The sequence below is a fragment of the bacterium genome, from assembly GCA_016716565.1.
Lineage (GTDB): Bacteria > Bacteroidota > Ignavibacteria > Ignavibacteriales > Ignavibacteriaceae > IGN2.
Window position 1 is genome coordinate 448,084 of the sequence record JADJWC010000002.1, and the last position, 22,642, is coordinate 470,725.

The following is a 22,642-nucleotide window of genomic DNA, read 5'->3' on the forward strand; positions in this document are numbered from 1 at the left end:
ATTCCCTGAGTTGTTATAAATTGATTTTAATATTTCTGAATAAGTTTTGAGATTATGCTATTTTCTGTAACAAGATCTTTCATTTTGGAATACGGAATTTCCAGCTCAGTCGGTCCGAAAGCATACGCAGTTATTTCATAGTTGTTATAATAAAAAACCAAACTGCTATCGCCAATCAAAAAATTTTCGTTAAGACTGAATTGATTATTTTCAAACCAGAAACCAGCCTGTCCAAGGTCCGCATCTGGAGTCAGTTCTTTAAGTTTTCTGAATTCAACCTCTGCTATCTTATTGAGTTCATCCTGCTTATCAGCGGGAATTATTTTATCTAGAGAAATTTCATCGCCATTCGTCAAATAGTAATTTTTAAATGTTATGAATGTATTCGGATGAGCTCCACCTGTGTAAGAGTACTCCATATAATCAATTGAAAAAATATTTTCCTTGTTGAATTTTACTTCTCCCGTTCTTTCAATGAACCAGGATTGAAAAGCGTCGGGAAATTCCTTCATAAATGATTCATAATCACTGATGAATGATTCCATCTGAGAATTAAAATCAACTTCACTCGTAATATTTTCACCATTTGATGAGAAAAGGTTCTCAATTGATTTGTTGATTTTATTTTTTACAGTTTCATTCTCATACTTAATAATCTGTGGAAATTCTATTTTTATTTTAGCACAGTTGTCATCCCGCAGACTGTCGCATCCTTCTGACTGCTTCTCGTACTTCACCATTTCAAACTGCAAATCATTTACGGAAGGATTTTTATTTCCTCCGCAGGCAAAAAATAAGAACAACAAACCAACGGATATAAAAATCAGAAAGAGTTTTTTCATTATACCTATTTCATAATTCTAAACTGAATAATTAACTGAACAAAAATAAATAACATTCGTTAGAATTACTTATCAATTTCGAACAGAAGTAGTGCTAATGAAAAGATGAGTTCAATATTTATTAGATTAGTATAAATGAGGAAAAGAATTTATTACCTAAGGGAGGAGCCAATAATACTCCCGGAAGATGAAGCACATATCTGGAATTTTGATATGGATAAGTATCTCAATCAGATTGATGAGTTTGCAGATATATTATCAAGTGATGAATTGGTCCGGGCAAGTAAATTCCATTTTGACAGAGATAAAAACTGGTTCATCATAAGCAGAGGTTTATTAAGAGTTTTTGTGAACTTCTACTCGACCATTCCAGCCGAAAAAATTAAATTCATCACAAACGATTTCGGGAAACCATCATTATCGATTGCTGATAACAATCCACATTTACATTTTAATCTTTCACATAGCAAAAACTTTTTGAGTATTGGTTTTTCGAGTAACAACCATATCGGTGTTGATGTTGAATTGATGAAACCATTGAAAGATCATCTGGAAATTGCAAAACGATTTTTTTCTGCTCATGAAGTTGAACAGCTGCTTTCATTTCCTGCTGATAAAATACTTGACGGATTTTATTCCTGCTGGACAGCGAAGGAAGCTGTGATCAAATTATCAGGCGAAGGACTTTCATTCCCTCTAAAAGAATTTGACGTAGAGTTAAAAGCTTTGAAACCCGGTGAATCCTCCATATACAAAGTAAATTTAAAGAAACTATCTACCGATTTATCGATCGAGGTATGCAGGTTAAACAAAATGCTTTACAGTGCTTGTGCAGTCAGCAATGTGAACACTGCATTCATCCACTGCTATTTTGATGAGAATGATCTTTTATCCTCTTCCCTCATCTGAATGGAAAAAGCTATAAACTATGAATCTTTTTTAGTTCATTTAAAAGATGAGTGATATCCGGTTCAGTTTGATTTGATTTGCCGATTGGATCTTCAAATCCATCAATTCCTAAAAGTCCACGGATCGTGTTAGTTACACCATAACTCAAAACATCAAGGTTGTATCCTCCTTCAAGGAAGAAAATTATTTTTCCTTCGCAAAGCTGTGTAGCAGATTTAATGAGTTGAGTTGTAATCCAATCGAAACCTGAAAGACTCAAATTCAGATTTGCCAGCGGGTCATCCCAGTGAGCGTCGTATCCGGCAGATACAAGGATTAAATCGGGATGAAATCTTTGTAACATCGGAATAACAATTTCCTCAAACACAGATTTGAAACCTGTATCACCAACGCCGGCTTGTAATGGATTATTAATAACAGTTCCTTCTGCATCTCCCGTACCGATTTCTCTGATACTTCCTGTCCCGGGATAAAATGGATATTGATGAGTAGAAATAAAAAGTATATTCGGATCATCGCCGACCAAAGCTTGTGTTCCATTACCGTGATGAACATCAAAATCAACGATTGCAACTTTATTTATTCCGGGTTGAGTCAAAGCTGACTTTGCTGCAATTGCAATATTGCCGAACAGACAAAATCCCATCGCACGGTTTGCAAGTGCGTGATGTCCAGGTGGACGGAGTAGTGCAAATCCGTTTTTTAAATTTCCACTACAAACTTCTTTCGTCAGATCAATTGAACTTCCAACGGCGGTTGCAGCGGCAAGAAAAGAATTTTGGTTTGAATAAGTATCAGGATCAAAGTAACCGCCTCCTTTTTCGCAAAAGGATTTTACATACTCCACATATTCTTGAGAATGGCACAAAGAGATTTCTTTAGATTCGGCAGCACGTGCAGTGATAGTTTGAATTTTCTCGAACAATCCCGTTGCTTTTAACCGCGTAATTATTGAGTCGAGTCTTTTCGCATTCTCGGGATGACCGGTGAAGTTGTGTTTTAAGAATATTGGATCGAAAGCTATTCCGGTGCTCAATTGTTTTCCACGTAATTCATTTAAAAATGATAATCCCCGAACTTTTTCCGGGGATTTTTTAGCTCCGCAGGTAGGACTTGAACCTACGACTCCCTGATTAACAGTCAGGTGCTCTAACCAACTGAGCTACTGCGGAATTCATTAAAATTGAGGGACAAATTTAACGACTCGGTGAACACATGTCAAGAAATTATTTCCCCTGATAATAATTAAAAACAAAGCATAAAACTGTTCTGATCAACTTCCTTAATGAGATAAATTATCCAGTCATGACAAGATTCTAATTCCGAAATTTTTGAGTTCAATTTTTATAGTAGAGATTAACTTTCTTAAGAAAAAATATCACGTCAATTTCGACGAGAATTTTTTCAAGTTTACTTTTTATCCATAATCTTCTCAATCAAAAATTCATCTTCGTAATATTTACAGGAAGTATTTTTCGTGGCGACAATTATAGCATCTCACAATAAAACTCTACTTCAAATTATATTATTCTTTTTCTTAATGAATTTGTATACTCCGTCAAAACTGACTTTTAAATCTTCTTAAATGGGACAGCTTTTAATTTATTGCATTAGATGGCATGTCAGTTGAAAGTTAAAAATTATACTTTTGATCAATATCAACTAACAAATTAAAGGACCACAGAACAGGGGAAAAACTTTAACTCTTCCTATCTCGACTCAACCACAACCACCATATACCGGCTTCGCTAGAAGCCGGTTTTTTATTTTTGGCATTTTCCCATTATTGAATCTGATTCAATTTTTATTTAATTATTTATAGTCAATTTAACATCTATTATTAAACGGTAGTGTGAAAACTTCTTTCATAGTATTACTGTTTGCATTCGTGTGTGTACAAAACTTTCTGCTTAGCCAGACTGAAAGGTTTGTAATATCCGGTTTTGTAAAAGATGCTATTACAGGTGAAGCACTTGTTGGAACAAATATATTAGTTTATGATGATTCGCTTAGTCTTAACTTCCCTCCGGTAACTGGTACTGCAACTAACAGGTTCGGATACTATGCAATACCTTCTCTCAAGTCTCAAAAGTACATCTTAATTTTTCGACATATAGGGTACAAAACCGCAATTAGAGAAATATATTTAAAAGATGAAAAACAGTCGGAATCGCTGTCAGTTGAGTTGCTTGCAGAAGACATTCAGTTGAATGAGATTATAGTTGAAGGAGAAAAACAGGAACGCATTCTGACAAGTACAATTGATATTCCACCTGAATTATTGACTAACCTTCCTACACTCACTGGAGAAATTGACTTGTTTAAATCCCTTGAAATGTTGCCTGGAGTCGGAAAGGGTTCTGAGATTTCCAGCGGCTTATATGTCAGAGGAGGTTCGCCAGATCAAACTTTAACTTTAGTTGACGGAACAATTCTTTATAATCCTGCTCATCTTGGAAATATTGCCAGTACTTTTAATTCAACTGCACTCAGTGATGTTAGATTAATAAAAGGAGCTTTTCCTGCTGAATATGGTGCAAGACTTTCAAGTGTCCTTGATGTAAAATTACGTTCAGGTTCAAAGGAAAGAGAAAAAGGTATTGTTGGACTTGGAACGATAAACTCCTTTGGTGCTTTTGAAGGACCACTTGATAGTAATTCCACATATCTGGTGTCCGGGCGGTATATGTATTACGATATTATTCAAAAAAATTTTGATGAGGAAAGTTCAACTCCAAGATACAATTTTTATGATTTTAATGCGAAAGTCAACCTTTCGATTTCAGAAAGAAATGTTGTGGCGATAAGCGCTCTTTACAGCAAAGATCATGCTTATAGTCCACCCAGCATTAAAGATACAGACTATGATATCGAATGGGAGAATTTAAATCTTAGTTTGAATTGGCTTCAGGTAAATACAAGATCTCTGCTTCTTAATTCTATAGTAAGTTTTATTAACTACAATTTCACATCAAAGATTGGTATCGATCCTAAATCCAAGACTTCTTATACTTATTTTTCCAATCCAGATCTTACTGATCTTTACTTTAGACAAAATGCCGAAATGAAATGGCACCAGGATCATCTTTTCAAAACCGGAATTGACATTGCTTTACATAACTATGATGTGCTTTACAGCGATATTTATTCTGAAGCTCTGGAAAAAGATCCATATGCCGGTGTTGATATTTCATCGGTTGAAGCAGCATGGTATTTGCAGAGCGAATCCCAATTCGGATCAAGATTCAGTGCAAATTATGGGGGTCGGTTTTATTATTTCGGTTCAACAAAATATTTCAGCTTTGAGCCGAGAGTTTCACTTGCTTATAATCTTACTGCAGATTTTATTTTCAAGGGAGCATTTGCAATTGCACACCAATTCCTTCATCTGATCGAGCGAAATGACATCACTCTGCCAACCGATTTATGGTATCCCTCCACAAAAAAAATTGAGCCCAGTTATTCTACCCAGTATGTACTGGGATTTGACTCGTACTGGTTTGATCAATCGTACAATTTTTCGGTTGAAGGGTTTTATAAGGATATGAAGAACCTTTATGAATTTAAAAACTCAATAGAGCTTGATCCACTGGATTTTTCAATCGAAGACCAATTCACGAAAGGTGAAGGAGAAGCTTACGGAGTTGAAATATTTTTGAACAAACTCAAAGGAAATTTATCCGGCTGGGTGGGTTACACATTATCCTGGTCCAAACGTCAGTTTGATGAGCTGAACGGCAGCAAAGTTTTCTATCCACGTTATGACCAGCGACACGATTTTTCTTTCGTGGTAACTTATAAAATTCTTGAGAAGCTTAGTATTGGTGCAACGTGGGTTTATGCAACAGGACAAAGATATACCCTTCCGCCCGGTCAATATATTTTTGATCCTATCGGAACCGGAGGTGATCCGCAAATCCAATTTAATTACAGAGGACTGAACACGGAAAAGTTTCCTGCATACCACAAACTTGATATTAATTTCAATTATTCCTTTAAGTGGCTGAATGCAGATTTTGAAGCTTATCTAACTCTATATAATCTTTACAACAGATTGAATACTTTTGCTCAATATGTAGTGATTGTCGAAAATGAAGTTGGAGAAGAAGTACCAGTTATTAAAAGAATAAGTTTATTTCCGTTTATTCCTTCAGCAGGAATTGCAATTAAATTTTAATGTTAAGTATGTATAAAAAATTAAAACTATTCTTTGTGCTAATATTGATTTCTCTTTCGGCATGTGAAAACGAAGAATTGGTTAATCCTGAATTTAGTTATGAAGAATACGTAGTCGTTCAGGCAGAAATCCAGGCAAACAGATATTTCCCTGCCGTTCGATTTACTAAAACTCTTCCATTAGGAGTTCCATACAGAATTGAAGACGCTGAACTGAAAAACGTGATTGCGTATATTAAGCGAAATGGTATTCAAATTATTCCTTTAATTTATACAAGTAAGGGTCTCTATCAACCATTGGAAGATTTTTTTGTTGTTGAAGGAGAAACGTATGAATTATTTGCGATGTACAACGATACTTATATTTACAGCATAACGCAGGTTCCATACAAACCGGAACTCACGAACGTCTACTACAATTCAAGCGGCCATAATCTCAACGCAACGGTTTCATCAAAAGCTGGAGAAGTTTACGCTGCAATTTGGATTGTCACCACAACTCCGTCAGCAAAAGCCGATGACTATTTTGCCGTCACCTCAGCTATTCCAGGTACTGATGTGATTGCTACAACTTCCACCATTCCGGAAGAATACAGAGGCGGTAACTATTCAGGTTTGCGGTACATCCAGGTAAATTCTTTCGATCAGTCTTTCAAAGATTATTTTAATACCAGAACTGCAGGCAGCCAGATTAATGATCCCTATGTTCAGGGAGGCGGTGAGATAACCTGGAATGTTCACGGAGATAAAGTGATTGGTATGTTTATCGGAGTATCAAAGGGAATTCCTGAACTGGTATTTTAATTTATGATGAAATTTCATTTACAAATATTAATCGCACTTCTAATAATATTCAGCAGTTGTGTTGAAGATAACATCACTCCACCGCTCACTGGTGAATTAAATCCAACTGCAGAAATGCTGGTTTACTTTGAATCAAAGGGTGATTTTGTAAACAGTAATTCAGCTCCAGCACTGATCGATGCACAGGAAGTTTATTCAAACTTAGCAAATTATCTTATTATTGATTTAAGAAGTTCTGCTGATTTCAATGCTGGTCATATCGAAAGTGCGGTAAATATTTTAGATGATAGCCTTTATAATTTTATAAAAACTATCGATGCCATCTCATATTCAAAAATAATTTTAGTCAGCAAGAACGGACAAAGTTCAGCATACTTCACCTGCCTGCTACGATTAGCTGGATACAATAATGTTTACTCGATGAAATATGGAATGGCTGCATGGAACCAGTTTTTTGCAGATAATTGGTTTAGTGCCTTGAGTGACGCAGTGAACATTTCGTCGTATACAAATGAGGATTTTCCAAGAAATGAATTGACTGATTTGCCGTCAGTAACATTTGAAAATCCCGATGCATCACTTCCGGATAGAGTCAATGCTCGAATAAAAAAAATTATTGAAGAAGGGTTTTACTACACGGATAATCTTCCATCAGAGAGTACTCATTATATAGTTTGCTACGGCAAAATGAGATTGTACTATGCTCGCAAATTTATAATTCTCGAAGGCAGAGGACATCCACCTGGTGCAAGGCTGTATATGGACAAGCCCGACTTTGAATTTAAAAGCGGCAAATACCTCCAATCATTGCCAAATAATCAGCCAATCTGTATTTATGATTACGATGGACAGCAAAGTGCCTGCATGACTGCATATTTAAGAGTACTAGGTTATGATGTTACTTCCCTGCTTTTTGGGGCTAATCAATTATTTTACAGCAGGATGATGGATGAACCGGATTTAATGGAGTATGCCTTCTCTTCCTTAAAGATTAATAATTTTCCTTACGTTACAGGAGAATGAAAAAAAGGCGATTCATTAGAATCGCCTTTGAATTCTTATCAATAAAAACATCAGGAAATAATCTTCGATTCTTTCAATCTTCTCGTCATCGCAATAAAGAAACCGATCACCATTATTGCAACGCCAGCCCATACAAGATTTACAAATGGTTTTATGCTGGCGGAAACGCTTAAGATTTCTGCTGTTGTAGTTTGAACAGATGCATTTTCAGTTTCAGAACCGTCGAGAGGAGTTAATGCAAGATCAATATTTCCAGCTGAAAGGTTTTCCAATTCAATTTTCAAATTCATTTCTTTTGATTCGAAGGAAGTGAATTCTACCTTCCCGCTGGTCTGCTTTCGTAAAAGTTCAATCTCGACTTTCTTACCGTCTTTTTCAATCTCGAGTACGGCACCCATTTGAAAATCTTTTCCTTCGCTCATTGCCTGCATAGTTTCGGCACCCAAGTTGAATTTCGTGAATGTAATTTTCGCTCCTTCAAATTCTGTTGAACCGCCTTTCTCCAAAGAGATGTGATTATGTGAATGCTGAGTCTGACTTTGTCCACCTTCATCATAACCTAAAGGAGCAAAATAAATGTCTTTTGTAAGAAGAGTAAGAATAGCTGGCTCACGGACTATGCTGTTGTTAAAATCACTTCTGTACATTATTGGGGCAATATTGTATTGTGAGTTACCTTTCTTAACATTTATGTTAAATGCATACTTGGTATTGTTTGCAATTAAGTTGTAGCCCGTAAAAGTCATTTCATAACCAAATGCAGATGCTGGCTTGCCTTTTACAAGATCAACTGTAACTTCTTTGCTGTAAACTGCCGAGCCAATCACACCAAGAATGAATAACGCGATTCCAATATGAGCCACATATGCACCGAGCATTTTTAAGTTACCCTTTACTATTTTTATCGCAATGTCCAGATTTACAAATAATGCGAATGAGGTAGTGAGTGATAGAATAATTATCATAATCTCTCTTACGCCACCAAAAATCACAAGCATAATTGTAAATAAAACTGCACCGGCTGCAGAGTAAGTTGATTTCTTTATCAATTCATTCAAATCTGATCTTTGCCATTTGATTAGCAGACTTATACCATTGAGAAACATTATGATAATAGCGAGAGGGAGATGCATTTCATTATAGAATGCTGTATCGACGGAGGTCCCAAATAGTGGTGCGGATGTTCCGGCAAGTACTATTATCGCTGATGCGATCAATACAATCATTGCAGTAAAAAGTGCTAGTTCCCTTGAAAGAATACTTTCGTCGTCTCTGATATTTTCATTTAATGTTTTCCATCTGAATGCAATCATACCTAAACCAAGAAGTGTGAATGTGCCTATGAATAAAACAAGGAAGAGATATACGATCATTCCCGGATCAACAAATGAGTGTACAGATGCATCGCCGAGTACACCGCTTCTTGTTAAGAATGTGCTATATAAAACGAAAACATAAGTCATAACACTTAATAACAAATTCGTCTTTGCATATTTACCAATTCCTCCCTGTGCCTGACTTCTCTTTTGAACGAGTAAAGTATGAATAGCTGCAACTCCAACAAGCCAGGGAATCAAGCTTGAATTTTCCACAGGATCCCATGCCCAGTAACCTCCCCATCCAAGCATTTCATAAGCCCAATAGCCGCCGAGCATTATTCCTAAACCTAGCACTCCCATTCCGGCGAGCATCCATGGAAATGCTTGTCTTACCCAATCTTTATAGTCATTCTTCATCATTGCGGCAATTGCAAAAGCGAATGGAACTGTAGCCATAGAAAATCCGGCAAACAATATCGGCGGATGTATCTGCATCCAGAAATTCAGAAGCTGCGGATTCAGTCCTCTTCCATCGGTAATGAAATCATTTAGTGAAACACCGGCCTGAGATAGTAAACCTGCGAGCTCTTTATTTACCTGAATGAATCCCTGATTAGTGCTTTGATCCGTGAAGAAAAATTGCTGAATAAACGGAAGATTAAAAAACTGAGAATTTATGTGTTCGATTTTTACAAACACCGGATGAACCCAGATATACTCAAATGGATTTTTGAACCAGGGCGAAACCATAACTAGTAAGAATGATGTTGCCAGAGTGAATACAGCCATTACACGCGGTTCGAGGTCACCTCTTTTAGAAGTATATGACTGAAGAATTACTCCGACGATTGCAGTCATTAATAGCCATAACATGAAACTTCCTTCCTGACCACCCCAAAAGGAAGAAGCAAGTTGAAAAACTCCAAGATTTCTTAAGTCGTTATTACTGTAACTGTAGATGTAATTATACTGATATTGATGAGTAAGAATTGCATACCATAAATAAACGGATGCAGAGATAACCAGAACAGCCATCCCATGGTAAGCAATCCTTCCATAATTTAGAGTGTTTTTATACCCCCGGTAATTAAGAAAGTACATTATCATAGAGATAATGCTGAATGCAAGCGCAAGTGTGAGTATAATACTTCCTATCATCTAAACCTCGAGTCTGATTAAATTTTCTTAAATATCTTAGATAAATATTACAACGAAGAGTTCGCCGTTTGCTCTTCGTATTTACTTGGACATTTAGTTAGAATGTCTTTGGCGTGAAAGTACCCATTCTGATATTTACCGGTTACAACAACACTGGTGGCACTTTCGAAATTGTTAGGTATTGATCCTTCGTAAATTACTTTCATCTGGTTTCCATTATGATCGCTCATCATAAAGGAGAAGGTTTTATTTTGATTGTCAATCTGATAGTTCTTTTCTTTCACCCAGCTGCCCGTTGCTTTTACTGATTTTTCAGTTGACATTACTTTATTGAAATCGTCAACATATTCAATATTACTCTGAGTGAATAAATACCCCATCAACACAAGAAATACTGCAATAATAATTCCCCCGAATATATATTTATTTTTCATTTTTTATCTCCACTTAATTCTTTTTCAATAGTTTTTAATCTTTTATCGAGGGCGAACATATAAAAAAATATTCCTACCCAAACAATGAGAACAATAATCATAACAATGTAAATAGCATTGTTCTGCAAAAAGTTGTAAAGACCGTCCAAATTTATCCTCCCTGCCCTGTAATTGGGCTCATTAATTTTTTATCAAGCTTATCTTTAATAATTATTGATCGATAACCAACACGCCACATCCAGAAATATAGAATAGTAAATCCAATCATCGAAAGGAAAAAGATTAGCTGCATATTTGAATTCATTTGAAAATCAATTACCGGTCCAGCATTTGAATCATCTGCTGAGCCAGGATGAAGTCCTTTCATTATTCTTGGCATTATGAAAATAAAAAATGGAACCGTTACAAATGCAATCAATGAATAGACTGCAGATAGTGTTGCGCGTTTGTCTTCAGATTCAATTGAAGAACGAAGAGCAAAAAGAGCTCCGTAAATTAAAAGAATAGCAAAGATGCTTGTTTGTCTTGGATCCCAGCTCCAGAATTGTCCCCACGCGAACTTTGCCCAAACCGCACCGGTAACAGTAGCAAGAATGCAGAAGATCATTCCAAGCTGTGCTGCTGAATGTGCTTTTGCGTCTTCATCAAGATTTTTAGTGCGTAAATATCTGAAACTAAAAATAGTGGACATTAAAAATGCAATTACGGTAAGCCATGCGGTTGGTACGTGAAAGAATATAATTTTCGCATTTTCCTCCAACCCGGGGATGAACGGAAATTCGTACCAGGCGCTTGGTTTCTCAACAATTGGAAATGCAATTCCTGCTATTGATACAAATGCTAAAAGTAAGAATAAGAGAATTTTCCAGATCATAAAATTTTAACTAAAAAAACCTTTGATTTTGACTAATCTTTCCAGATAAAATCGAACAGCATATAAGATGCAGTAAACATAATTACGTCGTAACCAACAACAATTGCTATTTCAAATTGAGATTCTTCAAAGCTTGTACCATCAAACGAGAACAAAGTTAATTGAACACAGGTAAGAATCAAAGGTAATAAAATCGGAAAGGAAAGAACCGGATAGAGAGTGCCTTTTGCACCGGCTTTTGCAATAATTGCAGCGATTATCGTGGATGCAACCGCAAGTCCAATATTTCCCAAAATAAAGGTCAATAAAAAGAGAGAGAAATTTTGTACAACAAATTTTTCGAATAAAGCTGAATAAAGAAGAGCGATTACCAGGTTCATGCAGAAGACGAGTATCAAGTTAAAAATCAGCTTACCTGAAAACACAGTTGTTGGAGAAGCAATTAGCTGAAGTGTTAATGTTGTTCCGCGTTCTTCTTCAGAGACAAATGCTCTTGAAAGACCAGACATCGCTGTGAAAAAAATAACCACCCAGAAAAGTCCTGCTGTAAGACTTTCGGTTATAGTTTCATTTCCAATTGAAAAAAGAATTACACTAATCGCCACGATGATGAACATCGCCAGTGAATTGATCGCGTAGCGTGTTCGCAGTTCTGAATGAAAATCTTTTTTGAATAGTGCGTATGCTTGGGTTATCATAGTTTATTTATTTAACATTTGGCTAAAGCCAATATTTATTTACCACTCATAACCACGAGCTAAAGCTCGTGGCTATTTAAAGTTGACTTTTCGCTGATATTAATTGCCACGACCTTCAGGTCGTGGAATAGATATCCCACCTGAGTCTTCGGCTTTAGCCAAAATTATGTTTCTTGAGAAATAAATTATATTCTTCTGCAAAAGATTTAAGACTATGGTGCTCCTCTTGATTTTTAATATAATCTTGTACTTTAGCGACTTGAGATTCGCTTACTGATACTGCGATATATTCATCCTGCCATTCAAATTTTATATTCGTGAATTTGTTCTTATTAATCCAATTTGATGATTCACCTTTAATTAACATTACAATTTTACTGATTGTCTGCTCTCTTCCAAGTGATATCAACAAGTGAATATGATCTTGAACGCAATTTATTGTATCTATAAAAATATCTTTTAATCTGGCGTTTTGCTTAATGTGTTGCAAAAGAATTTGCTTTAATTCTTTGTTGATAAGCTTTTCTCTATTCTTCGTTGACCATATTAAATGTATCCAGATTCTCGTATATGGCATAATTATATTAGACTGAAACAGTTTTAATTTATAAACTTAATATTACGAACAAAAGCTGCCATTAGTTCAATCATTTAAATTTCTCCAGCAGCAAAACTTCATTGCATAATTCTAAATCTTTAACTTCATTGGAAGCGATAATCACGATTCTTGTTTTTCCTTCTTCACGAACGATATTATAAACTACTTTCTTTCCTTCTTCATCAAGGTTGGAAGTCGGTTCATCAAAAATCAAAACTTCGGGAAAATGCATTAGCGCAAAAATAAATTTAAGTCTTTGCTTCATCCCTGATGAATAAGTTTTTACAAGATCATTTTTTCTGTTATCAAGAAGAAACTGTGAAAGATAATCATTCACTCTTTTCTCATTAAAACTAACACCGCGAACTTTTGCAAATATTTGCAAATTCTCCCAGGCAGAAAATTCTTCGTACAAAACCAGGTATGGAGATACAAACCCGATATGATTGTGAAGCTTTTCTGGAATTATTTCACCGCCTGAATTTTTATGAATGATTTTTCCTGATGATGGAGCAATTAACCCAGCGACAATTTTTACAAGAGTCGATTTGCCTGAACCGTTCGGTCCTGAAATGCCGAAAATGCCATTCCCTGTCCAGTGAAAATTAATATCTCTGAAAATTAATCTGCGTCCGAACAGCTTGGAAAGATTTTGAGATTGGATTGAGTAATTACTCATTGAATATAACAAATTTTCCTTTTACAACTTCATCGCCTGCTTTAATCACGTATATATAAACTCCAGAAGCAAGTTTGTTATTATTATCATCAATACCATCCCAGCTAACCCCTGTTTGACCTCCGGGAAGAATCTGAATGCTTACTTCCTTAATGTAAATTAACTGCATATCAACAGAGTAGATGTTAAAATCAACGGTCTCTCCGACATTTTCTTCAAATGGAAAAAACACTAATGGTGTGTTCAATAAACTCGTGCTATAGTTGAATGGATTTGGATAAGCATATTCAACATTGCTTGCAGGAGGAACAATTAAACTATCTTCCCTGATTAATTGATTGTTCAAAACTTCCGAGACAGCCCAGTAATTTGTATTACTTACAGAAAAAGTTGATGAATAATCACCGGTGAGTTCTCGTTGTCCGCTCGTCGGGTTGTTGAATAATGTGTAGTTAAAATCAAAATATTGATTTGAATTTTCACTTGCAGCAATAGCATCAGCATTCGTTACAATTGCAACTAGTGTGTCACTGTTTGATGCAATATTGAACTTCACATAATTATTTGCCGTTGGTGCAGACATCAAATCGGGAGGCGGTGCAGGATATTGAATTGTAAATGTTGAAGTAACTTCTGGATAGTTCACAGCCTCCTCAAAATATTTTCCAGGTATACTTCTGAAGTTTGTGAAGAAAGTCCATATTCCAAACTTGTTCAGCTCTCTTGGATATGATGTTCCGACTTCGTTCAAGCTTTGATTAATGGCAAGGATAGCCTTTATGCTCGGAATCAACTCCCACTGTCTTTTCAAGATCCCAAATCCAAAATTATTTGTCAGATAGATATTCCAGATTGCAAGGTTATAACCATTCTGTCTTGGAAAGGCAAGATCAGTATTATTGAAATATGAGTTCATATAAGCGTAATAGTCGTTCACATCATCATAAACAAATTCTTCCATTGATGTTGAAGTTAACTCATAAAAAAATATATCAGAGTCCCTGTAAGGCGACGTTCCGTTAAAAACCGAGTAGTTTCCCAATTGAATTCCATGATGAAATTCGTGAGCGACTGTAACCTTCATACCATTAAGACCAGCTGAATAATAACCAGTATAATCATTATCAATGACCATAAAGGAAGTCCAATTGACTGAGCCGACTTTACTCTCCCATTCAGTATAACCATAAATGCTGCTGGATTGATTCTGTATATAAACGTCATACTTATTATCACCACCGCCATCCCCATCCGGAGGAGGTGCAAGAAATAGAAGCTGTTCAACTTCAAATCTGTAAACTGAATCGAGTGCTCTCGCAACTTCGGCAACATTTTCATCGATAGTTAATCCAGTAGAATAATTTGGCCGATTTGTTCCGCTTGGATCGTAATGTATTCTGAAAAATCCTGAAGGAGAGACTACACTTGTTTGCAAAGATGGTCGTGCCAATAGAGTCTTTAAAATATTCTGCTGTTCAATCGTAAAAGAATTTAAATTTAGTTTCACATCATTTACCAAAGTAAAACCGCACTTCCTGTCTTCAATAGATAGCTCCACAGGTTCATCAGTTTCCGGCAGGAGTTCGGGTGCTCTCAGCTGAATGAACTTAGAATAGAGTGAATCTAGCTGTGAGGTATTTAACTCCTGCGCAATCACTTTATCATTGGCTAAAAAAATAATCGATAATATGAATACTGTCTTAACTATTTTTTTAATGAGCGAATTGATATACAATTTTCTTCCTTATTAGAATAAACTAAAAAATAATTTTTCTTATTCAATCTTGCGAACAAATAATCTGAAACATTTTCTGCGGGGAACATCTGGTTCAGCAAGTATGTATTATCTGTTTGACGATAAACAAGTTTGTAAATATAATTATCATTAATACTATTTACCGTAAAATTATTTATCCCTTTGATTGAAGTTTCACCAAAAAATGCTTTTCCAAATTCCGGCTTTTCATTTCCAATGGATTCATTGATCTTTTTTGATATGCTAATTTTATCTGCTGACACTACAACCAGATAATTTTCCATCTCGCTTTGAACCAGACTTGCTACAAATGGATATTCATTGTCAAATTGATCAGCACCATAAAGATTAACTTTCGTGTCAATTGAATTCGAAACACGCAAGTTTGTCTTTTCCACATTTGGACCTGTTTTAATTCTTACCGTTTTGAATTCAAAAGTATTATTCTCAGATTTCCAATAATATATTACCGGCTCATCCATTACAAACAATTCAGCCTCAGTTACATTCCTGTCAATAACAGGATATTCCTTAAATGTTATACTGACATCTTTATTTTCAAATTTGCCTAAATACATTTTTGATTTTTTATTATAAAGAACAAAAATGTTTACAAATGAACTGTCAATCCTCTGAAAATAAACATCAAGAATTTCACCAGGTGCATACAGCTGCTTTCTGGATATTTTATCGGTGTTAAAGTTGTATCTAAAGACTTCCAGTAAAGGAGCATCTTCTGAATAGCAATAAAAAATTTTCCGGAATTTGAAAAACTCATCGACTTTTATTTCGGTATGAGCTTCTGCCAACGGAATAGAATAATACTTTGAAGGAATCCCCGAATTATTGTTTACAAGCAATTTCAAAGATCTATCATTTTCATCAACAAAGGCAATATCATCGTTACCATCATTGTCATAATCAAACTTTGTAACAGCTCCAGCGCTAACACCGAGTGAGATTTTTATATCAGAGGGATTAAAAATTCTTGAGCTGAGTAGAGTCAGTTCACCAGAAGAGGTAAGGCAAGCAAGTTCGAATGCAGAAGCGAATCTTGATCTGGTGAATGATATTATTGATGCATTTTTCAGATATGGAACCGACTCATAAAATTGCTGGCCGTCTTTCCCAAAAATAATATTCAATGAATTATTCAGGATTAGATAAGCAATATCAGGGACTTTATCACTGTTGAAATCTCCGATTTGAACCGAAGCAGGTTCGCCTTCAATCTTTAATGAGATTTTGTTTTTAAATTCTGATCGATAATCACCAAATACAATTTCTATGCGATTATTGATTGTATAGATAATGTCCGGAATACCATCCAGGTTCAAATCAAAGCTGCGAAGTGATCCGATTTTATTCAGGTACGGAATTGTCCGAAGATCACGAAATATTCCCCTAGTGTTATTAATAAAAACCTGAGTGAATTTTCAAGAATGTCAAATGCTGCAATATCCGGGAAACCATCATCATTGATATCAAGAAAAGCAGCTTCGCTGAATGTAGTGCCCGGAGCAATTTTTCTTTCACCTATTCCATCGTCAGCCTTGTAAAGAATTGAAAGTCCGTCAAAAGCACTTCCGAATACAAGTACTTCGTCGTTTCCATTCAAATCAATATCGCCGGTAAGAATGTTTTCAGGATATGAATCAAATGATATCTCACCTACTTTTTCAGACAAAGAATCAGTATAAATACTGAAGAATGATACTTTCCTTTGCTTTCTATCAACTGCAGAAAATAAATTATCAAATCCTGCAATGTTTTTGACCGGTTTGAGTTGAGATATTTCAGATTTTATCGGAAGCTCTTTGAATACTACTGTATCATTCTTTATTCCAGAATAAATTCCTATTTGTTTAATAGCGGGTGAGTAAAAAATTAATTCGGTATTGCCATTAGAATTCAAATCGGCTGAGATAACGGCGTTATAACCCTTTGGGACAGGGTAATCATTCCGATAACAAAATCCGTTTATTGGAACCTGACTGAAGGATAGACTTGGAATTAATAATAAAACTAGAATGAAACTATTTATCAACAGAGCGGTTTTTGAGTCTGTTGTCTCTCCTGGTAAGCGCCTCATTAAATCTTCTTTTCTGTTCATTTGTTTCTGGTAAAGCTTCTATTGCTTTTACCGGTTTACCTTCTGAATCAACTGATACAAAAGTAAGGTAAGCCGAATTGGTATGCTTCACCGTGCCCTCTTTAAATGATTGTGCAAATACTTTTACTCCAACTTCCATTGAAGTATTAAAAACTCTGTTAACGGAAGATACCAGGGTTACGGCGTCACCAAGTTTAACAGGATGGTGAAAATCTATTCTGTCGACAGCAGCGGTAACACATATTCTACCGTTATGTTTAGCAGCACTCAGTGCTGCACAAATGTCAATCCAATGCATCAATTGTCCCCCAAGGAGATTACCCAGCTGGTTTGTATGGTGAGGAAGAACCAGCTCGGTCATTGTAATCTGCGATTCGCTTACTTTCCTGCCATTCATTAATTAGAGGAAAATCCCCCCTTTAATTTTGATTCAAGCGTATTTCTTAAATCATCAACCTCCTGAAAATTTTTATCTTCAGGATACATCCGAACAAACTTTTTCATTTCTTTCAACGCTTCATCTTCTCTTTCTCTATCCATCAGCAGTTTAATTTTCCTGTATAATGCCATCGGTGCATATTGTGTATCATGATAAGTCTCGACTACTGAATCATAATATTTTAGTGACGCTGTGTAGTAATCCATCTTTTCATAGATGGTTGCGATTGTATACTCTTTTCGTCCAAGCTTATCATTCATTTCTTTAATCTTTGTCTCTGCTTCACCTACTTTTTCATTCAGCGGGAAAAAATCAACAAATGCCTGATACTCTTCGATTGCTTTCCTGGTATATTTTTGATCGAGAGTATAATCGGGAGAAAGCTCATAATAACTTTCGGCGAGCATGAACTGAGCATTGGAAACAAATTCACTTGCAGGCATGTTTTTAATCAATTTACTGAACTCGTATGCTGCAAGTATGTATTCCTCGCGATAAAATCTGCACATACCAAGATAATATTGTGCATCGTCAACAATACTGCTGCCCGGATACTGGAGAAGCAAAGCTTCAAGCTCGGTAGCAGCATCTTCATAATCCTCATCTTCAAATAAAGTGATTGCGTATTTAATCCGGTCATCAGGTGACAAATCGCTAAGATCACGAGTTGAACTACACCCCCAAATGACCATCAAAATTGATGTAAATATTAATAGATATTTTCTCATAAGTGCTTTATTTTCAAAAACTAACAGGTAATATTAGCTAAATTTGATGAGGCTTCAAAGGTAAAATCAGTCACTCACTTCTTACGGTGAAGAATATCACAATGACCGCTGCTGCCGTTCCGATTGCAATTAATGGTTCAGCAAATCCGGAAAGAAATGGTTCTGATGGAATCGTTCCTTTTGTGAATGGGAAAGATTCGTTTTCGAGATATTTTAAATCTTCCACTTTAACGGTATCGATTACTGTGATTTCGAAATCTTGTTTTCCGCTTTCAGAAAAAGATTGAAGATAATTTCCAAATAATGTTGAGTAGCGCTGAATGTAATGAGTTCCAAACCAGCCGTCCCTAAACATCTCTCCATATTCAACACCGGCTCCTTCAATAACAATATTTACTTGAGGAATTTTTAGATCATCAGAAGGATTTTCAAAAATTTCTCTGCCGGATTTTATGAATCTGTCTTTAATACTATTTGAAAAAAGAGAATAGGATTGACCAAGATTAAGTTTAATAAGAATTTTCTTTTCACTTATTGGGATTTCAGAATTTATCCGATCAACGAGCGAATCGGTTAATGAATAAAAAATTTCAATATTTGTTTTTGATTGACCTAAAAGATTGGACAGTGGGAACAGAATAATCATCAAAATGAATAATCTTTTCCCTTCGTTAAAAATATTGTTTGCAAACTGAATGAACATTACACTGCTAATATCCACAGAATGGCTAAGAGTTTCAAGATGTTCTTGATACTGCGTGCCTCGGCGAATCCGCCAGAGGCGGAGAAGACGGGGATGCTTGATTCTGGATACTTGATACTTGTCACTAGATGAAATAAAAAAAGCTGTCGGATCCAAGATAGATCCAACAGCTTTTAATTTTTAATTTATAATTGCTTCTATCTCGCCATTGCCTGCAGTCTCTTTATTCTTTCTTCAGTTGGTGGATGAGTAGAAAACAACTTTGAAATTCCTCCACCAGCTAAAGGATTTATTATAAACATATGAGCTGTTGCAGGATCAGAATGATAAACTGGTTTCATCTGGTTACCTCTGGAAATTTTTTGAAGTGCAGAAGCAAGACTTAATGGACTCCCTGAAATCTCCGCACCGCCTTTATCAGCTGCAAATTCACGTGAACGTGATATTGCCATTTGTAAAAGCATTGCCATTATCGGAGATAAAATCAAGAGAACTAATCCTCCAATTCCTCCGCCTTCTCTGTCGTCACTCCTTCCAAACATCATAGCCCATCCAGCCATTTGTGCAATGTATGAAATAGAACCAACCAACGTTGCTGCAATTGTGCTAATCAATGTATCCCTGTTTTTCACGTGTGCAAGTTCGTGAGCCATCACACCGGCTAGTTCGTCATTGCTTAATCCCTGAAGAATTCCCGTTGTTGCAGCAACTGCAGCTTTCTTCGGACTTCTTCCTGTTGCAAATGCATTTGGTGTTGGATCGTTTATCAAATAAACTTTAGGCATAGGAAGATTTGCCTGTCTCGCTAATCTTTCAACCATATCATAAAACTTCGGTGCTGATTCACGATTGACTTCTTTTGCTCTGTACATTTTCAGAACTATTTTATCAGAAAACCAGAACGAACCGAAGTTCATAAGTAATGAAAATACCAAAGCGATGGTCATTCCTGTGTTACCGCCAAGATAATAGCCGATAAACAAGAAAAGAGCCATCATTAATGTCATTAAGAATACTGTTTTAACTGCGTTCACTTTTTATCTCCTTTTTAAGTTTGGGAACAAATCTAAGCTGTGAAAAGTTTCGTTTCAATACTAAGTGGGATGACTATGAATTTCAAACGATTCTGAATCCCGCTAGTAAATTCATTATAAATTGTTCATTATGAATTCTAAATTATCCCCTCTCCTTCCCCTTGCCTTTATTTGCTATAATCCTTAAATAGACGAAGCATTTTTCAAGGAGTTTAAATGAGATCCATACTTTCATCGCTTTTTATCATTTTTGTTTTAACAAGCTCAATCGCTGTTGGGCAAGATACATACAGATTTATGAATATTGATATGAGTGCGCGTGCAGCAGCACTTGGCGGAAGCTTTTCTACAAATAATGATGATGTTGATGTTCTCTTCTACAATCCCGCAGGTATGAGTTTCCTTGAAAAAAATCCTGTCTCATTTTCCTTTGTAAAACACTTGATGGATATAAATCTTTTCAGCTTAGCCTACTCAACAGAGTTTGAAAACATTGGCAGGTTCGGTACCGCTGTTAAATATATCAACTACGGAACATTTGATGGTGCTGATGAATTTGGAAATAAAACAGGTGAGTTTGGTGCCGGCGAGCTTGCATTCATTTTGGGATACACAAATGAATTCACTGAGAATTTTTATTACGGTGCAAATGCAAAAGTTATTTACTCCAGTATCGAAGATAAATCATCAAGCGCGATAGGACTCGACCTCGGAGTAAATTACGAAATTCCGAGCCAGCAGTTGAATCTCGCGGCAACAGTTCTTAATCTCGGTACACAGATTTCTTCATACATCGACACAAAAGAAGATCTTCCGCTTGATATTACAATCGGTGTTTCAAAAAGACTTGAAAATCTTCCGGTTCGTTTGTCACTTGATTTTCATCAGCTTAATAAAGAACGTGATGAACTTTATCAGCATCTGAAAGGATTTACTCTCGGTGCAGAGTTCTACTTAAGCGAAGTATTCACACTTCGTTTTGGATATGACAACGAAGCGCGTTCGGATCTGAAGGTTGGCTCTTCGGCTGGCATTGCAGGATTTAACGGCGGACTTGGTGTTAAAATTTCCGAATATATTTTTAATTACGGGTATTCGTCGATGGGTTCTATTGGCGCAATGCACAGAATTGGACTGGCAACAGCAATTTAAAGCTTATTTACTTCCCTGCTTCTCTAAGTTTTTTATCCTGTCAAGATAAGTTTCGGCAAGCGTGTGTGAGTTCTGGAATTCTCTCATATCAAGCACTGCGTTATAATATTTTTTTGCTTCATCATATTTACCGCGAGATTCCATTATGTTGCCTGAATAGAGAGTCGCATTAATTCTAAAACCCGAAGCTTTGTCTTCGTCAATTTTTTTAGATTCTTCAATACATTTTTTATAGTATGAAAAAGCTTCAGTTAATTCTCCTTTAGTTCTCAAAATATTTCCAATGTAATAATTCGCTTCCCTGCGAACCATGGGAGTATTGTAACCTTCCTGGTTTCTATCGGCTTTCCTGAGAACGCTCCTGAAAATTTTATCGACTGTTTCCCAATCAGCTCTCCTTGCCGCAAGTCTTCCCTCCCATCTTTCAAATACCGGATTATCCGGGAATAACTGAACAAGTTGTTTTGTATAAAGCGCCGCTGATGTGGTATCGTTTTCAAAATAGTAGAAAAATGTAACGAGGATGTACTTTGCTTCGTACTTTGAATACTTCCCAACACTTGCTGCTTCTTTCAATTGCTTCAGTCCGAGTTCCTTGTTGCCTGTTGGAAAGAACATCATCACAGGTTTAACTATCGGGTATTTTTCTGGAATTACAGCAGCGAGATAATTGTAAATTCCAAAACCAAGCTTTACATCAACATTATCGGGATCGAGTTTGTGTGCAAGTTCAACCAGTGGCAAAGCTTCCCGTCCATCATCTGCGGCACCGAACCAGCTTTCACGCATTACCCTCAGTCTTCCTCTGAAACCAATTGCACCGCCTTTGAAGAAGAGTGCATCAACGTTGTTCGGATCTTTATCGAGAATTGCATCGCAGAAATCAACCGTCTCTTCAATCTTTTCATAGAAGCGTTCATCCTGTTCTTCATTTTCTTCTGAAAGAATAATTCTCCACCAGTCAATCATCGCAAAAAAGAATTTCCCTGCCGGATGTTTTGGATATTCTTTTTGTAAGGTAAGAAAAGTCTTTTCAGCTTCGGTGAATTTTATACTGTAGATTTGATTGATACCTGCCTTGACGAGAGAATCGTAATCAGGTTTTGGGGAAGCAAAACAGGTAATGAGGAGAATAAAGAATAAAACTTTTTTTAACATATGTAATAGATGCTTTTAATTTTGATAAGAAAGTTAAGAATATAT

22 protein-coding genes and 1 tRNA gene are annotated in these 22,642 nt (G+C 36.1%); 5 read left to right on the forward strand and 18 right to left on the reverse strand.

Annotated features, from left to right (window positions below):
• Positions 1 to 26: 26 nt before the first annotated feature.
• Positions 27 to 842, reverse strand: coding sequence for a DUF3298 and DUF4163 domain-containing protein (locus tag IPM14_08785; protein MBK9098191.1), 816 nt, complete (start codon positions 840 to 842; stop codon positions 27 to 29).
• Between the two features lie 135 nt (positions 843 to 977).
• Here IPM14_08785 and IPM14_08790 point away from each other — a divergent pair, with 135 nt between their 5' ends.
• Positions 978 to 1,751, forward strand: a complete 774-nt coding sequence (locus IPM14_08790) for a 4'-phosphopantetheinyl transferase superfamily protein (GenBank protein ID MBK9098192.1) — start codon at positions 978 to 980, stop codon at positions 1,749 to 1,751.
• Positions 1,752 to 1,761: 10 nt separating this feature from the next.
• On the opposite strand, the gene IPM14_08795 is transcribed toward IPM14_08790, so the two are convergent.
• Both IPM14_08795 and IPM14_08800 read right to left on the reverse strand, forming a co-directional pair.
• Positions 1,762 to 2,787, reverse strand: a complete 1,026-nt coding sequence (locus tag IPM14_08795; GenBank protein ID MBK9098193.1) for a histone deacetylase — start codon at positions 2,785 to 2,787, stop codon at positions 1,762 to 1,764.
• A gap of 62 nt (positions 2,788 to 2,849) precedes the next feature.
• Positions 2,850 to 2,923, reverse strand: a tRNA-Asn gene (locus tag IPM14_08800).
• 680 nt (positions 2,924 to 3,603) lie between these two features.
• On the opposite strand from IPM14_08800, the gene IPM14_08805 reads away from it, so the two are divergent.
• From IPM14_08805 to IPM14_08815, 3 genes are read left to right on the forward strand one after another with little or no spacing between them, the layout of a single operon-like run.
• Positions 3,604 to 5,928: a TonB-dependent receptor gene (locus tag IPM14_08805; GenBank protein ID MBK9098194.1), complete on the forward strand. Its 2,325-nt coding sequence runs from the start codon at positions 3,604 to 3,606 to the stop codon at positions 5,926 to 5,928.
• Between the two features lie 8 nt (positions 5,929 to 5,936).
• A complete protein-coding gene (locus tag IPM14_08810; protein MBK9098195.1) occupies positions 5,937 to 6,731 on the forward strand; it encodes a DUF4249 family protein in 795 nt (264 codons plus the stop codon).
• A 3-nt stretch (positions 6,732 to 6,734) separates the two neighbouring features.
• Positions 6,735 to 7,754 (forward strand): rhodanese-like domain-containing protein, encoded by a 1,020-nt coding sequence (locus IPM14_08815; protein ID MBK9098196.1) that lies wholly within the window; start codon positions 6,735 to 6,737, stop codon positions 7,752 to 7,754.
• 50 nt (positions 7,755 to 7,804) lie between these two features.
• Here IPM14_08815 and ccsA (IPM14_08820) read toward each other — a convergent pair whose 3' ends face one another.
• The 14 genes from ccsA (IPM14_08820) to htpX all read right to left on the reverse strand — a co-directional run bounded on the left by ccsA (IPM14_08820) (position 7,805) and on the right by htpX (position 20,287).
• Positions 7,805 to 10,231 carry a cytochrome c biogenesis protein CcsA gene (gene ccsA, locus IPM14_08820; GenBank protein ID MBK9098197.1) on the reverse strand — a complete coding sequence of 809 codons (2,427 nt, stop codon included), beginning with the start codon at positions 10,229 to 10,231 and terminating at the stop codon, positions 7,805 to 7,807.
• 47 nt (positions 10,232 to 10,278) lie between these two features.
• Positions 10,279 to 10,665 carry a cytochrome c maturation protein CcmE gene (locus IPM14_08825; GenBank protein MBK9098198.1) on the reverse strand — a complete coding sequence of 129 codons (387 nt, stop codon included), beginning with the start codon at positions 10,663 to 10,665 and terminating at the stop codon, positions 10,279 to 10,281.
• Entirely contained in the window at positions 10,662 to 10,766 is a 105-nt protein-coding gene (locus tag IPM14_08830; protein MBK9098199.1) for a CcmD family protein, read from the reverse strand. The genes IPM14_08825 and IPM14_08830 overlap by 4 nt, the downstream gene beginning before the upstream one ends.
• Positions 10,767 to 10,816: 50 nt before the next feature.
• Positions 10,817 to 11,539 (reverse strand): cytochrome c biogenesis protein CcsA, encoded by a 723-nt coding sequence (ccsA, locus tag IPM14_08835; protein ID MBK9098200.1) that lies wholly within the window; start codon positions 11,537 to 11,539, stop codon positions 10,817 to 10,819.
• A 32-nt stretch (positions 11,540 to 11,571) separates the two neighbouring features.
• The gene (locus IPM14_08840; GenBank protein MBK9098201.1) at positions 11,572 to 12,237 is read right to left on the reverse strand and encodes a heme exporter protein CcmB; all 666 of its coding nucleotides are present in this window, start codon (positions 12,235 to 12,237) and stop codon (positions 11,572 to 11,574) included.
• A gap of 154 nt (positions 12,238 to 12,391) precedes the next feature.
• The gene (gene tnpA, locus IPM14_08845) at positions 12,392 to 12,814 is read right to left on the reverse strand and encodes an IS200/IS605 family transposase (protein MBK9098202.1); all 423 of its coding nucleotides are present in this window, start codon (positions 12,812 to 12,814) and stop codon (positions 12,392 to 12,394) included.
• 70 nt (positions 12,815 to 12,884) lie between these two features.
• Positions 12,885 to 13,514: an ABC transporter ATP-binding protein gene (locus tag IPM14_08850; protein ID MBK9098203.1), complete on the reverse strand. Its 630-nt coding sequence runs from the start codon at positions 13,512 to 13,514 to the stop codon at positions 12,885 to 12,887.
• Positions 13,507 to 15,249: a hypothetical protein gene (locus IPM14_08855; GenBank protein ID MBK9098204.1), complete on the reverse strand. Its 1,743-nt coding sequence runs from the start codon at positions 15,247 to 15,249 to the stop codon at positions 13,507 to 13,509. Before IPM14_08855 ends, IPM14_08850 begins: the two co-directional genes overlap by 8 nt.
• On the reverse strand, positions 15,219 to 16,607 hold the full coding sequence (locus IPM14_08860; protein MBK9098205.1) for a VCBS repeat-containing protein: 1,389 nt from the start codon (positions 16,605 to 16,607) through the stop codon (positions 15,219 to 15,221). The genes IPM14_08855 and IPM14_08860 overlap by 31 nt, the downstream gene beginning before the upstream one ends.
• Before the next feature lie 29 nt (positions 16,608 to 16,636).
• Positions 16,637 to 17,362, reverse strand: a complete 726-nt coding sequence (locus tag IPM14_08865) for a hypothetical protein (GenBank protein ID MBK9098206.1) — start codon at positions 17,360 to 17,362, stop codon at positions 16,637 to 16,639.
• The gene (locus tag IPM14_08870) at positions 17,307 to 17,780 is read right to left on the reverse strand and encodes an acyl-CoA thioesterase (GenBank protein ID MBK9098207.1); all 474 of its coding nucleotides are present in this window, start codon (positions 17,778 to 17,780) and stop codon (positions 17,307 to 17,309) included. Before IPM14_08870 ends, IPM14_08865 begins: the two co-directional genes overlap by 56 nt.
• Positions 17,780 to 18,550, reverse strand: coding sequence for an outer membrane protein assembly factor BamD (bamD, locus tag IPM14_08875; protein ID MBK9098208.1), 771 nt, complete (start codon positions 18,548 to 18,550; stop codon positions 17,780 to 17,782). Before bamD ends, IPM14_08870 begins: the two co-directional genes overlap by 1 nt.
• A gap of 70 nt (positions 18,551 to 18,620) precedes the next feature.
• The gene (locus tag IPM14_08880) at positions 18,621 to 19,253 is read right to left on the reverse strand and encodes a hypothetical protein (GenBank protein ID MBK9098209.1); all 633 of its coding nucleotides are present in this window, start codon (positions 19,251 to 19,253) and stop codon (positions 18,621 to 18,623) included.
• A 197-nt stretch (positions 19,254 to 19,450) separates the two neighbouring features.
• Positions 19,451 to 20,287 carry a zinc metalloprotease HtpX gene (htpX, locus tag IPM14_08885; GenBank protein MBK9098210.1) on the reverse strand — a complete coding sequence of 279 codons (837 nt, stop codon included), beginning with the start codon at positions 20,285 to 20,287 and terminating at the stop codon, positions 19,451 to 19,453.
• A 216-nt stretch (positions 20,288 to 20,503) separates the two neighbouring features.
• On the opposite strand from htpX, the gene porQ reads away from it, so the two are divergent.
• Entirely contained in the window at positions 20,504 to 21,439 is a 936-nt protein-coding gene (gene porQ, locus IPM14_08890; GenBank protein ID MBK9098211.1) for a type IX secretion system protein PorQ, read from the forward strand.
• Between the two features lie 3 nt (positions 21,440 to 21,442).
• Here the strand turns inward: porQ and IPM14_08895 are convergent, their stop codons facing one another.
• Positions 21,443 to 22,597, reverse strand: coding sequence for a tetratricopeptide repeat protein (locus tag IPM14_08895; protein MBK9098212.1), 1,155 nt, complete (start codon positions 22,595 to 22,597; stop codon positions 21,443 to 21,445).
• Positions 22,598 to 22,642: the final 45 nt, after the last annotated feature.

What these genes read in the sequence shown, in the direction of transcription:
- IPM14_08785 (MBK9098191.1), bottom strand. Translation starts at nt 842, where the DNA reads ATGAAAAAACTCTTTCTGATTTTTATATCCGTTGGTTTGTTGTTCTTA.
- IPM14_08790 (MBK9098192.1), top strand. Translation starts at nt 978, where the DNA reads ATGAGGAAAAGAATTTATTACCTAAGGGAGGAGCCAATAATACTCCCG.
- IPM14_08810 (MBK9098195.1), top strand. Translation starts at nt 5,937, where the DNA reads ATGTATAAAAAATTAAAACTATTCTTTGTGCTAATATTGATTTCTCTT.
- IPM14_08815 (MBK9098196.1), top strand. Translation starts at nt 6,735, where the DNA reads ATGATGAAATTTCATTTACAAATATTAATCGCACTTCTAATAATATTC.
- ccsA (MBK9098197.1), bottom strand. Translation starts at nt 10,231, where the DNA reads ATGATAGGAAGTATTATACTCACACTTGCGCTTGCATTCAGCATTATC.
- IPM14_08825 (MBK9098198.1), bottom strand. Translation starts at nt 10,665, where the DNA reads ATGAAAAATAAATATATATTCGGGGGAATTATTATTGCAGTATTTCTT.
- IPM14_08830 (MBK9098199.1), bottom strand. Translation starts at nt 10,766, where the DNA reads ATGATTATTGTTCTCATTGTTTGGGTAGGAATATTTTTTTATATGTTC.
- ccsA (MBK9098200.1), bottom strand. Translation starts at nt 11,539, where the DNA reads ATGATCTGGAAAATTCTCTTATTCTTACTTTTAGCATTTGTATCAATA.
- IPM14_08840 (MBK9098201.1), bottom strand. Translation starts at nt 12,237, where the DNA reads ATGATAACCCAAGCATACGCACTATTCAAAAAAGATTTTCATTCAGAA.
- tnpA (MBK9098202.1), bottom strand. Translation starts at nt 12,814, where the DNA reads ATGCCATATACGAGAATCTGGATACATTTAATATGGTCAACGAAGAAT.
- IPM14_08850 (MBK9098203.1), bottom strand. Translation starts at nt 13,514, where the DNA reads ATGAGTAATTACTCAATCCAATCTCAAAATCTTTCCAAGCTGTTCGGA.
- IPM14_08865 (MBK9098206.1), bottom strand. Translation starts at nt 17,362, where the DNA reads ATGAGGCGCTTACCAGGAGAGACAACAGACTCAAAAACCGCTCTGTTG.
- IPM14_08870 (MBK9098207.1), bottom strand. Translation starts at nt 17,780, where the DNA reads ATGAATGGCAGGAAAGTAAGCGAATCGCAGATTACAATGACCGAGCTG.
- bamD (MBK9098208.1), bottom strand. Translation starts at nt 18,550, where the DNA reads ATGAGAAAATATCTATTAATATTTACATCAATTTTGATGGTCATTTGG.
- IPM14_08880 (MBK9098209.1), bottom strand. Translation starts at nt 19,253, where the DNA reads ATGTTCATTCAGTTTGCAAACAATATTTTTAACGAAGGGAAAAGATTA.
- porQ (MBK9098211.1), top strand. Translation starts at nt 20,504, where the DNA reads ATGAGATCCATACTTTCATCGCTTTTTATCATTTTTGTTTTAACAAGC.
- IPM14_08895 (MBK9098212.1), bottom strand. Translation starts at nt 22,597, where the DNA reads ATGTTAAAAAAAGTTTTATTCTTTATTCTCCTCATTACCTGTTTTGCT.